Source organism: Mesobacillus foraminis (assembly GCF_004340465.1).
Lineage (GTDB): Bacteria > Bacillota > Bacilli > Bacillales > Cytobacillaceae > Mesobacillus_B > Mesobacillus_B foraminis.
This window is the reverse complement of sequence record NZ_SLVV01000001.1, coordinates 185,194-196,813: the sequence shown is the minus strand read 5'-3', so window position 1 is coordinate 196,813 and position 11,620 is coordinate 185,194. Positions and strand designations below refer to the sequence as shown.

The following is an 11,620-nucleotide window of genomic DNA, read 5'->3' as shown; positions in this document are numbered from 1 at the left end:
GCAGGTGAATAGGATGAGTAATATTTTAGAGGTAAAAGACTTGAACATATCCTTCCATACTTTTGCGGGAGAGGTTCAGGCGATTAGAGGAGTAAATTTTGACTTGAAAAAAGGGGAAACTCTTGCAATTGTAGGAGAATCCGGCTCAGGAAAATCTGTAACAACTAAAGCAATTATGAGGTTGCTGCCTCCTGGAAATTCAGAAATTAAAAGTGGAGAAATTTTATTTGACGGAAAAGACCTGACAAAGTTAAATGATAGGCAAATGCAAAAAATCCGCGGTAAAGATATTTCAATGATTTTTCAGGATCCGATGACCTCGTTGAATCCAACGATGACAGTTGGGAAACAAATTATGGAACCGCTCATTAAACACCAGAAGCTCAGTAAAGCAGAAGCTCAAGAGCGTGTAATCGAATTATTAAAACTCGTCGGGATTGCAAATCCAGAAGCGCGTTTTAAACAATATCCTCACCAGTTCTCAGGCGGTATGAGACAGAGGGTGGTTATTGCTATTGCATTGGCTTGCAACCCTAAAGTATTGATTGCCGATGAGCCAACAACAGCGTTGGATGTTACCATTCAGGCTCAAATTCTGGAATTAATGAAGGATCTACAAGAGAAAATAGATACCTCAATCATTTTTATTACCCATGATTTAGGGGTAGTTGCAAATGTTGCAGACCGTGTTGCTGTTATGTATGGCGGGAAGATTGTCGAGATCGGGACTGTGGATGAAGTCTTCTATAATCCTCAGCATCCATACACATGGGGGCTGATCAGTTCGATGCCAAGCCTTGATGCAAAAGATGAGGACCTGTATGCTATCCCAGGTACTCCGCCAAACCTATTGTACCCTCCTAAAGGTGATGCGTTCGCACCAAGGAACGAATATGCAATGAAAATTGACCTGGAGCAACAGCCGCCTATGTTTAAGGTATCTGACTCTCATTATGCGGCCACCTGGCTCCTGCATCCGGATGCTCCAAAGGTAGAACCGCCAGCTGCTGTTAAAAAAAGAATGAAAAAGCTTCCGGGATCAAATAAGTAAAAAAAGGGGGTTAGCCGGAATGGAAAATAGAGAGAAGCTGCTTGAAATCAAGAATTTGAAACAATACTTTAACCTGGGGAAGCCTAATCAGGTTAAAGCGATTGACGGTGTCTCTTTTGATATCTATAAAGGGGAGACGCTCGGCCTTGTTGGGGAATCAGGCTGCGGGAAATCAACAACCGGACGGACAATCATCAGGCTTTACGACGCCACAGACGGCGAAGTGATTTTTAAGGGTGAGAATGTACATGGCAGGAAGTCGAAAAAAGAACTGATGAAATTCAATAGAAGCATGCAGATGATTTTTCAGGATCCATATGCTTCTTTAAATCCCAGAATGAAAGTTGCCGATGTCATTGCGGAAGGCATTGATATACACGGCCTTGCCAAGAGCAAATCAGAACGAATGGAAAGGGTTCATGAGCTTTTGGAAACCGTCGGGTTAACAAAAGAGCATGCGAACCGCTATCCTCATGAGTTTTCCGGCGGGCAAAGACAGAGGATCGGAATTGCACGTGCCCTCGCAGTCCAGCCAGAATTCATCATTGCGGATGAACCAATTTCAGCCCTCGATGTGTCAATCCAGGCCCAGGTAGTCAATCTGATGAAGAAGCTTCAGAGGGAAAAAGGCCTGACCTATCTTTTTATTGCCCATGACCTGTCAATGGTCAAGTATATCAGTGACCGTATCGGGGTTATGTATTTTGGTAAATTGGTAGAGTTGGCACCGGCAGATGAACTGTATAATAATCCGTTGCATCCATATACTAAATCCCTGCTTTCGGCCATTCCGCTTCCAGATCCAGAATTTGAACGTACTAGACGCCGTATCACATATGACCCGGCTGTCCACAACTATGCAGACAATGAGGAAGTGACGATGCGAGAAGTGAAACCCGGCCACTTTGTTTACTGTTCTGAACAAGAATTTCAACAGTACAAAGCAAAAAATAAAAGTTGAAAAAACGATCTCAAGAATGAGATCGTTTTTTTTTTGATAGTGGGGAACATCTGTCATCGGCCCACTGGGACTGAGACACGGCACAGACTCCGAATCGGAGGCAACCTCGCTTTCAATTCTTCCATATATTCTGCTAAAAGCAAATTATTAACTTTAATAGGTTTAAAATTGGGGAAAGAAGTCTATTAGAAAGATTGGGGAAGGGGGAGAAAATTTGAAAACGCAAAAATTATTGGTTGTGGCTATCCTGGCTGCTCTCATTTTTTCTGGTTTTACGATCGTGCAGGGAAAAGAAATATTTGAGGTAAGTTCGCAGCCGCATCGGGAACATTCCTCCCAGGGGAAAAATGTGCCTGAGGACTCTTCAAGGTTTAAGTTTGATTCAGGATTTACCTTTGAATACCCTGATGCTGTCCGAGGATTATATGTAACAGGCCACTCTGCAGGAGGGGAAAAGTTTAATAGCCTGGTAGAAACCGTTACGAATACCGATTTGAATGCCATGGTAATTGATGTGAAGGATGATCATGGAAATCTTACGTACATACCTGATAAACAATCTCCTTATCACGAAATTGGAAAGCCGTATATTCAGGATCCGAAAAATTTGTTGAAAGAATTGGAAAAGAAACAAATCTATCCTATAGCAAGAGTAGTGGTATTCAAAGATTCGGTTCTTGCCAAGAATAAACCGGAATGGTCCTTTATGGATGGTGAAAAAGTATGGGCAAATGGAAGGGGAGAATCATTTGTCAATCCATTCGTGAAACAAGTATGGGATTATAATATCGGAATTGCTATTGAGGCTGCAAAAATGGGGTTCCAGGAGATCCAGTTTGACTATGTCCGTTTTCCGGAAGGGTTTGAAAAAAGGGATAGCGAACTAAAGTACTCGAGGGGTCATTACGAAGGCAATCAGGATAATGTCCAAAACAGGGTTGCCGCTGTTACTGACTTTGTCAAATATGCAAGGGGAAAACTAAAGCCCTATGGAGTCAAGGTGTCTGTGGACATATTTGGCTATTCTGCAACTTTAAAAGAAGCTCCAGGAATCGGTCAAAATTTCTCAAAAATATCGGAAAATGTTGATGTCATATCCTCCATGATTTATCCGAGCCACTGGTCTTCCTATTTTGGCATTAAGGCCCCAGATAAAGAGCCTTACCGTTTAGTCGAAGAATATGCCAAATTAGAAAAGAAGAAGCTTTCAGAATTAGGTACTCCGCCAGTTTCAAGGCCGTGGATACAGGACTTTACCGCCTCGTGGCTTGGGGAAGGCAATTATATACAATACGGAAAGTCTGAGGTCGAAGCTCAAATCAAAGCTTTGAACGACCAGGGAATCAACGAATTTCTGCTTTGGAACGCCAGCAATCGTTATACAGAAAATGTAGACTATACCCCTTAGCAGCAAAGCCTGCCTTGTGGGGGGAAGTTTCCCTTGAGCTGAGTTAAAAACGAACAGCCTGGAATGCAGGATCGTTCATTCCAGGCTGTTTGTTTTAAATAGGTGCCTATAGGGTAATATAAATGCCGAAGTCCGGTTTATTTTTTTGAACCGCCGACACTCTTCCAGCCTGTCTGTATTCTGCCGGATTTGTCAACGAACACGTTTTTCTTTTTACCACCGAAAAGCTTTACCCCTATCCCGTTTGTAACAACACCCATTACAGCAGTGATTCCGATAACTAATAAAGCGATAATGGTTAAATCAAGTATGTATCCACCCATGACAAACCTCCATCTCCCTGTCCGCAATCAACAGCAGGCTGGACAGTAAAGGATATCTTATTCTCTTTTATTTTAAAAGAAATCGGCCGGTAATGAAAGGAACAAATGACAGCGGGTCCAAAAATGCAGGTATAAAACAGGCTGTTAATTAAATCTATTTAGAAGGAGATCATTACATGCATTGGTATGAAAAATTAAGCCAGTACTTTCCTGTTGAAGAAATGAAATCAAAAGAACATATGGAAACTCTGTTGAAAGAACGTGAGGATATTTATCATAAAGATGAAGGACCTAATCATGTATTAATGTATACCGAACTGGAGAAGTTCGTCTTTATTGATTACCTGTTTGTGTCTAAAGATGCCAGAGGCCAGGGATTGGGGCATAAATTGATTGAAAAGCTAAAAACGAAAGGGAAGCCTATTATCCTGGAAGTAGAACCAGTCAACTATGAGGATAGTGATTCTGAAAAACGGCTGAAATTTTATAAGTGCGAAGGGTTTGAACATGCCACCTCCATTGGATACAGAAGGCGGTCGTTAGCAACGAAAGAAATCAACGAAATGGAAATTCTTTATTGGTCTCCTTCCAATGAATCTGAGGGGCTGGTGTATGAAGCCATGAAACAAACCTATCAAGAAATTCATACGTATAAAGATAAAAAGTTTTATGGGGAGTCCTACCAGCCTGTTGAGGAAGTACTGACACGTGGAGGGAACAGAGAAAACTTACTTGAGAACCTTTAATCCTTGAGCAATCATTCCTGAGAGTGATTGCCTTTTTCAATTCGTTTCAGTTAATTGAGAATTTAACAAAAAAATCGGGTTTTGGTTTGATATTCTTATATATAGGGTAATTGTGTTTGCAAAGACTTAAATTTCTAGGGTGAATTGAAATGGCCACATGGTAGCTGGGTTTTGCCTCTGAGGGAAGAAAAAGGAAAAAATTAAATGAAATTTTGAAACCTTTTAGCATTTCATCCGTCATATATGATGTGAACGGATATATACATAAATCTCATTTATTTTTTTGAAAAGGGATACCCTTTGTCCGCCTGGTGGTGTATAATTAACTGTAGAAATTACAAGATTAAAGTAATTTTAATATAAGAATGGTGCTTGAATGACAATACGAAATTTTATATACATGTATATTTTATTAAGGAGTGTGAATTAGCCGATGGTCACTTTATACACTTCACCAAGTTGTACTTCGTGCAGGAAAGCAAAATCATGGCTGGAAGAGCATGAGATTCCATACCAAGAACGCAATATTTTCTCTGAACCTCTTTCCATTGATGAAATTAAAGAAATTTTACGTATGACAGAAGATGGTACCGATGAGATTATCTCCACCCGTTCCAAAACTTTTCAAAAGCTTGATGTGAACCTGGAAACGATGCCGCTTCAAGAATTATATGAACTGATTAAAGATAATCCAGGATTGCTGCGCCGTCCAATCATCATTGATGAAAAGCGGCTTCAGGTTGGATATAACGAGGATGAGATCCGCCGATTCCTCCCTAGGAAAGTACGCACCTACCAATTGAGGGAAGCACAGCGTCTTGTAAATTAATTTTGAAAGCCTCCGACCAGACAGGAACCGGAGGCTTTGTTCTATTTGAATTCAAGGATAAATTGTGGTAAATTAATAAGAATCACTATTTTTCTTAAAAGGGCATAACAAAGCATATAATCCAAAGATATATCGATTGATCTAGGTATTCGCTGCTTTTAAAAATGGGTATATTTTTTGTTTCCAAAATTCATTATTTTGTCATAGAATAGTGGTACAAGAACATATTTAATACAACTTCCCTATCTTATTTGTTAGACGATTCGTTACTGCCGATTGGGGTAAAAGAGATAAATAGTGAACTATCTGATGGGGGTATTTAGTCCCTTCAATTCTTTGCCAGGAAGGGAGAGATAACGAATGGAAATTGAACGCATTAACGAAAACACCGTAAAGTTTTATATTTCGTATATTGATATAGAAGAAAGAGGATTTGACCGGGATGAAATCTGGTATAATCGCGAGCGAAGTGAAGAACTGTTCTGGGAAATGATGGATGAAGTCCATAATGAAGCGGAATTTACAGTAGAAGGCCCACTTTGGATCCAGGTTCAGGCTCTTGAAAAAGGGCTGGAGATTTTGGTTACCAAAACGCAGATGTCCAAGGATGGCCAGAAGTTCGAACTTCCAATCCCCGAGGATAAATTAAAGGACTTCCCTGTGGATGACCGTATTGAAGAACTCCTTGACCAGCACTTCCAGCCAAAAGATTCTCAGGACGCTGAATCAATTTATGAAGGTGACTTAGAGTTCCTCCTTGTTTTTAATGATTTCGAGGATTTGATTGCGTTATCAAAAAGACCGGGTTTGGACACAATCCATACCAGCTTATACAGCTATGAAGGAAAATACTATTTGTATCTGGAATTCCCAGAGGAGGAATTCGAGGATGAAGAAGTGATTGATGACATGCTCAGCATTCTCCTTGAATATGGGATGGAATCAGGCTTCACTGTCCATCGTCTGGATGAATACGGAAAAAAAATCATTGAAGCTGATGTCTTCTCTACTTTGCGAAAACATTTCTCTTAATAATCAGCCGATTTCATACATTGAAGTCGGCTTTTTTTATGTCTAAATATTGAACTATTTAGCTTCATACAGGAAATAGTTTAAAACGCGGCGAAAATTTACAGGGAGAAGGAGGAGATTTAATTTGCTGGTTGCCAACAGAGAAGACGGGATGAAAATTTCTCTCGGGGACTGCCGGGATTTGCAGGAATTGCTGCAATGGCGGTCCAGGGGAACTTTTCTTTGCCCTGAATGCGGGACTCAGGTTATTTTAAAGCTGGGAACTAAAAGAATTTGGCACTTTTCTCATCAATCGGGGAAAAGTTGTGCCGTCGAGAATGAACGGGAATCTGCCTATCATATGTCAGGGAAATTGCAGCTTTATCACTGGCTAAAGGAACAAGGAATCAGTGCAGAACTGGAAAAATATATTCCCGGCTGCAGACAGAGGGCTGACATTGCACTCGAATGGAATCAAGAGAGGTATGCAATCGAATACCAGTGCTCTGCCATTTCAGCGGAGCTTTTTAAAAAGCGGACAACTGGATATATAGAAAACGGATATATTCCTATTTGGATCCTTGGCGGAAACCAGTTGAACCGGATGGGCCCTGAACTTATATCCTTTAATCATTTTCAATACCTATTCCTTAGGAAGCAGCAAGGCAGATGGCAATTGCCAATTTACTGTCCCGAAACCCGCCAGTTCATCATCCTGAACGATATACTCCCCGTTTCATCAAGGAAAATATTAGCCTCTCTATCATTAAAGGTGAGACACAGCACGTTCCTTTCTGATTTAATAACCCCACTCCCAAAAAAGATTGATTCCTTGGCTTCATGGATACTTGAGCTGAATAAGTTAAAAAGGACCTGTTTTGTGTATCCGGGAACACTTCAAAAACAACTCCTAAATGAGCTTTATACCAATCGCTTGAACCTACTGACCCTTCCCCCGGAAATAGGACTGCCCCTGGCCTCAGGTCCCTATATCGAAACGCCCGCATTGGTATGGCAAACCTTTTTGTATATCGATGTGTTCCGCCACGCTGTGCCAGGGGAGACCCTCTCATATTCTGGCATTTATCAATCATTTACTAATCGTTTAAAAAGGCGGCAGATCATGACGAGGGACCTTCCCCAGTCTGGACAAGGAAACTGCACCGATGCTTTGAGCGACTATCTCAGACTCCTGGAGAAGGTTTCTTTTATTGAAAATGCGGGATTGAATTATTTTAAAATCCTCCGTGTCCTGGAAGTCCCTTCATCCATTGATGACCAAGTGCTAAAGGAGAAAAACTTTTATGATACCTACAGAAGAATCTTGATAGACCTTTTATAATTGGAAAATTTATTAATGATTTAAGGAGTGGAAGCGTAAAATAAACATGATTTCGTTTATATCAATGTAAGAGTCGCACTAAATAATGTTCTCCATGCTGGAGGAGTTTTCTGACTATGAGAGAAAACAAAAACATGATAGAATTTTTAGAAAGCCCATAAACTGAACGGAGGATGATTATGACCAACGAAACAAAGGTTAAGAAGCTTCCAGCCAGAAGCGAAGTGCCAGTTGAATATACGTGGAAGCTGGAAGACATATTTGCCAGTGATGAGGAATGGGAAAACGAATTCCAGCAGGTAAAAGAGCTTTTGCCGGCAGTTCAGGAATACCAAGGGAAATTAGGGCAAAGTTCCGAACAGCTGTACAGCGTTTTGCAATATCAGGATAAACTTCTGGAGCGGCTTGGCAAGCTGTATACATATGCCCATATGAGGTATGACCAGGACACTGCCAACTCTTTTTATCAGGGGCTTGATGACCGAATCAAAAATTTATATTCGCAGGCAGGCAGCTCGCTCGCGTATATCGTTCCAGAGATACTATCGATTGATGAGGAGAAAATCAAATCCTTCCTGGAAGAAAAGGAAGAATTAAAGCTATATGAACATGCACTCAAAGAAATTAACCTGCAGCGGCCCCATGTATTGACAGCAGAGCAGGAAGCTTTATTAGCAGAAGCATCTGAAGTGATGAATTCCCCATCAACGACCTTTGGGATGCTGAATAACGCCGATCTGGAATTTCCGGCAATTAAGGATGAGAATGGGGAAGAAGTAGAAATTACCCACGGCCGCTATATTCGCTTTCTTGAAAGTGAAGATCGAAGAGTGCGGGAGGATGCATTTAAAGGAGTATATGAGACTTACGGAAAGTTCCGGAACACCTTTGCAAGCACGCTGAGCGGAAATATCAAGAAAGATAATTTCAATGCAAGAGTGCGCAAATACGATTCCGCGAGACACGCAGCATTATCAGCTAATAATATACCAGAAAGTGTCTATGAGAATCTGGTCAGCACCATTAATAATAATCTGCACTTGCTCCACCGATATGTAAAGCTTCGCCGCAAAGTTCTTGGGGTGGATAAACTTCATATGTATGATCTTTACACACCATTGGTGAAAAATGTGAAAATGGAAATAACCTATCCAGAAGCCAAAGATATTATTTTAAAAGGGCTGGCTCCAATGGGCGAAGAATATGCAGGCTTATTGAAGGAAGGTTTTGAGAACCGCTGGATTGATGTCCAGGAGAACAAAGGGAAGCGCAGCGGGGCCTATTCTTCAGGTTCCTATGGAACGAATCCATATATTCTGATGAACTGGCAGGACAATGTTAATAACTTATTTACCCTTGCACATGAACTGGGGCATTCCCTTCACAGCTACTACACCAGAAACACGCAGCCTTATGCGTATGGAAGCTACTCCATTTTTGTAGCGGAAGTGGCTTCGACCTGTAACGAGGCACTTCTGAATGATTATCTGCTAAAATCCATTGACGACGAACAAAATCGTCTATATTTATTAAATCATTATCTTGAAGGCTTCCGCGGAACTGTCTTCCGGCAAACGATGTTTGCGGAATATGAGCACCTGATTCATCAAAAGGCCCAGAATAATGAAGCATTGACGGCGGATTCTCTGACAGAGGCTTATTACGACCTAAATAAAAAGTACTTTGGCCAGGAAGATATTGAAATAGATAAGGAAATCGGCCTTGAATGGTCGAGGATTCCTCATTTCTATTATAATTACTATGTGTATCAGTATGCTACGGGCTTCAGTGCGGCTACAGCGCTAAGCAAACAAATTCTTGAAGAAGGGGAGCCGGCTGTCAAACGGTATATAGACTACCTGAAAGCCGGAAGTTCCGACTACCCTATTGAAGTGCTGAAGAAAGCTGGAGTGGATATGACAAGTCCCAAGCCAATTGAAGATGCCTGCAAGGTGTTTGAAGAGAAGCTCAACGAAATGGAATCACTTCTCTCATAAAAAAGTACGGGATAGGGGCTCAATCCCTATCCCGTATTTATTTCTAAAAACCCTTAAATTTGTGCCGCTCATTTAGGTATACGGCAAATACAAATAATGTGAGGAAGAGGACCGGACCGGTTATGATGATGGGAATGATCTGCATCAGGCCAAATATATGAAGCCCAAAAGATAAAATGATCGATATGACCATTATGCCCATCGTGAAATTTTTCTTCATTGACTCACTCTCCAATTACACTAGACTATAATGCTGAGAAACCCTTTCAGAGGTATTTCCGAACAAGCTTATTATTATATCTATGACGTTTCTCTGAAACAATGATTAGAATATGACAATATTGTGAAATAACACACAAGCGTATTGTAGATGAATCTTGAACATGATATATTTTATACGTGAAGTTAATCACAAACAAACACATACCCCTTTGTTTGACCGTGAAAAATTTCTCCCATCCCCTTTGTTCGTTATTATATAAGTAAAAAACCTGCAGCCGCAGCTGCAGGTTTTTTACTTATCGTCCTATACTTCATTATATCTCCAAAACATTCCGTATTTAGCAGGGAGAAGTTCAACTTTTTGTTTTAATAAAAGCTTTTTTAATTCCTTTTCAGCTTGCTGAATGGTCATATTGTAAACCACTGCAACCTCCTTGGAGGCAACCGTCTTATAATGCTTTAAAAAAGCTTCCAGAGGGGGCGGGGTGCAGGCTTCCGGCTTCACTGCAAGCATTTCCTCAAGAATCTGGACGTATACTTCATAAGGGTAATAGCCAGTGATTTTAATGCCTTCATCCTCCACGTTTGAATTAAAAAAAACAAGTGTGGGAATTTCCTGGACGTCCATTTCCGCAGTGATTTTTAAATCACATTGAAATGCTTTTGCAGCTGTTTCCGAGTGTATATCCGTTATAAACTCTTCAATGTCCAGCCCAATGCTCCTTGCGCAGGATTTTAAGACGTCAAAGTTTGAGACATTCTGCTTTTCCAAAAACAGGACTTCCTGAAGCTTGCGAAGAAACTGAATGCCCTTTCTCCTGCCTTGAAGTTCTGCAGACTTTACCGCAATGGATGCCAGGTAGGGAGAGGAAACCGGATTTTCAAACCAGAGATTTCCGTCACATGACATGCCAGTCCGGCTCGCCGTTTTTTCCCACAGCTCGGCAATGCTATCGTATTTTTTCTTTCTTCCCATATTAAGCGTGGCAAGCCTTCCGCTCAGGATATGGCGAATGGAAAAATATTTTCCATATTCTATCTGCAGTTTTTTGATCAGCGGTTCCAGTGCCCAGCATTCAGGACAGAGGGGATCAACAAACATATAAATTTCCAGCGGCTTTTTCTCGGTTGCCTGATACATATTGGACAGTTCGGGATTCAATAAATCTTCTTTTCTCCAAATCACGGGTGCTCACCCTCTTCAGGTGTGTTGATCATATGCTGGGCTGTCAAGACAAGCCGGGCATAAAATTCCTGCCTCAAAGGGCCTTCCAGGCCAACTTCATCCATTGCTTCGCTCATGCATGCCAGCCAGGCCTTTGCCCTTTTGGGAGTGATTTCGAATGGCAGGTGCCTGGCCCTCATCATCGGATGGCCATGTTCTTGTGTATATAAAGGCGGTCCGCCCAAATATTGAGTCATAAATTGCTTTTGTTTACGTGCAGTTTCCGTAAGATCATCAGGAAAAATAGGAGCAAGATCAGGATGCTGTCCCACACGGTGGTAAAAGGCATCTACTAGCCGGTGCAGCAAACCTTCGCCGATGGCTTCGAACGGTACAGGCGTATTCTCGACCATTTTAATAACTCCTTTTTGGTTTAGTATGATTTATATTTTAGCAATGGTCATTTCATATCTCAAACAAACAGCTTAGAACAGGGCTTTAACCGGTTCATTATCCATAACCGGTTGAAGCGGATGGAGATGGACTGCCTGTACTTCAAGCATCT

At 41.3% G+C, this 11,620-nt stretch carries 12 protein-coding genes; 8 read left to right on the top strand and 4 right to left on the bottom strand.

Annotated features, from left to right (window positions below; translation table 11 throughout):
* Window positions 1-13: 13 nt before the first annotated feature.
* From EV146_RS00940 to EV146_RS00930, 3 genes are all read left to right on the top strand, one after another.
* Window positions 14-1,051 (top strand): ABC transporter ATP-binding protein, encoded by a 1,038-nt coding sequence (locus EV146_RS00940; protein ID WP_132000875.1) that lies wholly within the window; start codon window positions 14-16, stop codon window positions 1,049-1,051.
* 19 nt (window positions 1,052-1,070) lie between these two features.
* The gene (locus tag EV146_RS00935; protein WP_121609581.1) at window positions 1,071-2,012 is read left to right on the top strand and encodes an ABC transporter ATP-binding protein; all 942 of its coding nucleotides are present in this window, start codon (window positions 1,071-1,073) and stop codon (window positions 2,010-2,012) included.
* Between the two features lie 259 nt (window positions 2,013-2,271).
* Complete coding sequence (locus EV146_RS00930; RefSeq protein WP_373566076.1) at window positions 2,272-3,420, top strand: putative glycoside hydrolase; 1,149 nt, start codon at window positions 2,272-2,274, stop codon at window positions 3,418-3,420.
* Between the two features lie 137 nt (window positions 3,421-3,557).
* Here the strand turns inward: EV146_RS00930 and EV146_RS00925 are convergent, their stop codons facing one another.
* The gene (locus EV146_RS00925; protein ID WP_121609579.1) at window positions 3,558-3,743 is read right to left on the bottom strand and encodes a hypothetical protein; all 186 of its coding nucleotides are present in this window, start codon (window positions 3,741-3,743) and stop codon (window positions 3,558-3,560) included.
* A 176-nt stretch (window positions 3,744-3,919) separates the two neighbouring features.
* Between EV146_RS00925 and EV146_RS00920 the strand changes: the two genes are divergently transcribed.
* The 5 genes from EV146_RS00920 (at window position 3,920) to pepF (ending at window position 9,668) form a co-directional block, all read left to right on the top strand.
* Window positions 3,920-4,489 carry a GNAT family N-acetyltransferase gene (locus tag EV146_RS00920; RefSeq protein WP_132000873.1) on the top strand — a complete coding sequence of 190 codons (570 nt, stop codon included), beginning with the start codon at window positions 3,920-3,922 and terminating at the stop codon, window positions 4,487-4,489.
* A 433-nt stretch (window positions 4,490-4,922) separates the two neighbouring features.
* Complete coding sequence (gene spxA / locus EV146_RS00915; protein ID WP_121609577.1) at window positions 4,923-5,318, top strand: transcriptional regulator SpxA; 396 nt, start codon at window positions 4,923-4,925, stop codon at window positions 5,316-5,318.
* A 360-nt stretch (window positions 5,319-5,678) separates the two neighbouring features.
* Window positions 5,679-6,350, top strand: coding sequence for an adaptor protein MecA (gene mecA, locus EV146_RS00910; RefSeq protein WP_132000871.1), 672 nt, complete (start codon window positions 5,679-5,681; stop codon window positions 6,348-6,350).
* 124 nt (window positions 6,351-6,474) lie between these two features.
* Window positions 6,475-7,671 (top strand): competence protein CoiA, encoded by a 1,197-nt coding sequence (locus EV146_RS00905; protein ID WP_132000869.1) that lies wholly within the window; start codon window positions 6,475-6,477, stop codon window positions 7,669-7,671.
* Between the two features lie 179 nt (window positions 7,672-7,850).
* Window positions 7,851-9,668, top strand: a complete 1,818-nt coding sequence (gene pepF, locus EV146_RS00900) for an oligoendopeptidase F (RefSeq protein WP_132000867.1) — start codon at window positions 7,851-7,853, stop codon at window positions 9,666-9,668.
* 43 nt (window positions 9,669-9,711) lie between these two features.
* Here the strand turns inward: pepF and EV146_RS26715 are convergent, their stop codons facing one another.
* The 3 genes from EV146_RS26715 to EV146_RS00890 all read right to left on the bottom strand — a co-directional run bounded on the left by EV146_RS26715 (window position 9,712) and on the right by EV146_RS00890 (window position 11,468).
* A complete protein-coding gene (locus tag EV146_RS26715) occupies window positions 9,712-9,888 on the bottom strand; it encodes a hypothetical protein (protein WP_158286961.1) in 177 nt (58 codons plus the stop codon).
* 306 nt (window positions 9,889-10,194) lie between these two features.
* Window positions 10,195-11,031 (bottom strand): ClpXP adapter SpxH family protein, encoded by an 837-nt coding sequence (locus tag EV146_RS00895; protein WP_121613746.1) that lies wholly within the window; start codon window positions 11,029-11,031, stop codon window positions 10,195-10,197.
* A 41-nt stretch (window positions 11,032-11,072) separates the two neighbouring features.
* A complete protein-coding gene (locus tag EV146_RS00890) occupies window positions 11,073-11,468 on the bottom strand; it encodes a globin domain-containing protein (RefSeq protein WP_132000865.1) in 396 nt (131 codons plus the stop codon).
* Window positions 11,469-11,620 lie beyond the last annotated feature (152 nt).

What these genes read in the sequence shown, in the direction of transcription:
- EV146_RS00940 (WP_132000875.1), top strand. Translation starts at nt 14, where the DNA reads ATGAGTAATATTTTAGAGGTAAAAGACTTGAACATATCCTTCCATACT.
- EV146_RS00935 (WP_121609581.1), top strand. Translation starts at nt 1,071, where the DNA reads ATGGAAAATAGAGAGAAGCTGCTTGAAATCAAGAATTTGAAACAATAC.
- EV146_RS00925 (WP_121609579.1), bottom strand. Translation starts at nt 3,743, where the DNA reads ATGGGTGGATACATACTTGATTTAACCATTATCGCTTTATTAGTTATC.
- EV146_RS00920 (WP_132000873.1), top strand. Translation starts at nt 3,920, where the DNA reads ATGCATTGGTATGAAAAATTAAGCCAGTACTTTCCTGTTGAAGAAATG.
- spxA (WP_121609577.1), top strand. Translation starts at nt 4,923, where the DNA reads ATGGTCACTTTATACACTTCACCAAGTTGTACTTCGTGCAGGAAAGCA.
- mecA (WP_132000871.1), top strand. Translation starts at nt 5,679, where the DNA reads ATGGAAATTGAACGCATTAACGAAAACACCGTAAAGTTTTATATTTCG.
- pepF (WP_132000867.1), top strand. Translation starts at nt 7,851, where the DNA reads ATGACCAACGAAACAAAGGTTAAGAAGCTTCCAGCCAGAAGCGAAGTG.
- EV146_RS26715 (WP_158286961.1), bottom strand. Translation starts at nt 9,888, where the DNA reads ATGAAGAAAAATTTCACGATGGGCATAATGGTCATATCGATCATTTTA.
- EV146_RS00895 (WP_121613746.1), bottom strand. Translation starts at nt 11,031, where the DNA reads ATGTATCAGGCAACCGAGAAAAAGCCGCTGGAAATTTATATGTTTGTT.
- EV146_RS00890 (WP_132000865.1), bottom strand. Translation starts at nt 11,468, where the DNA reads ATGGTCGAGAATACGCCTGTACCGTTCGAAGCCATCGGCGAAGGTTTG.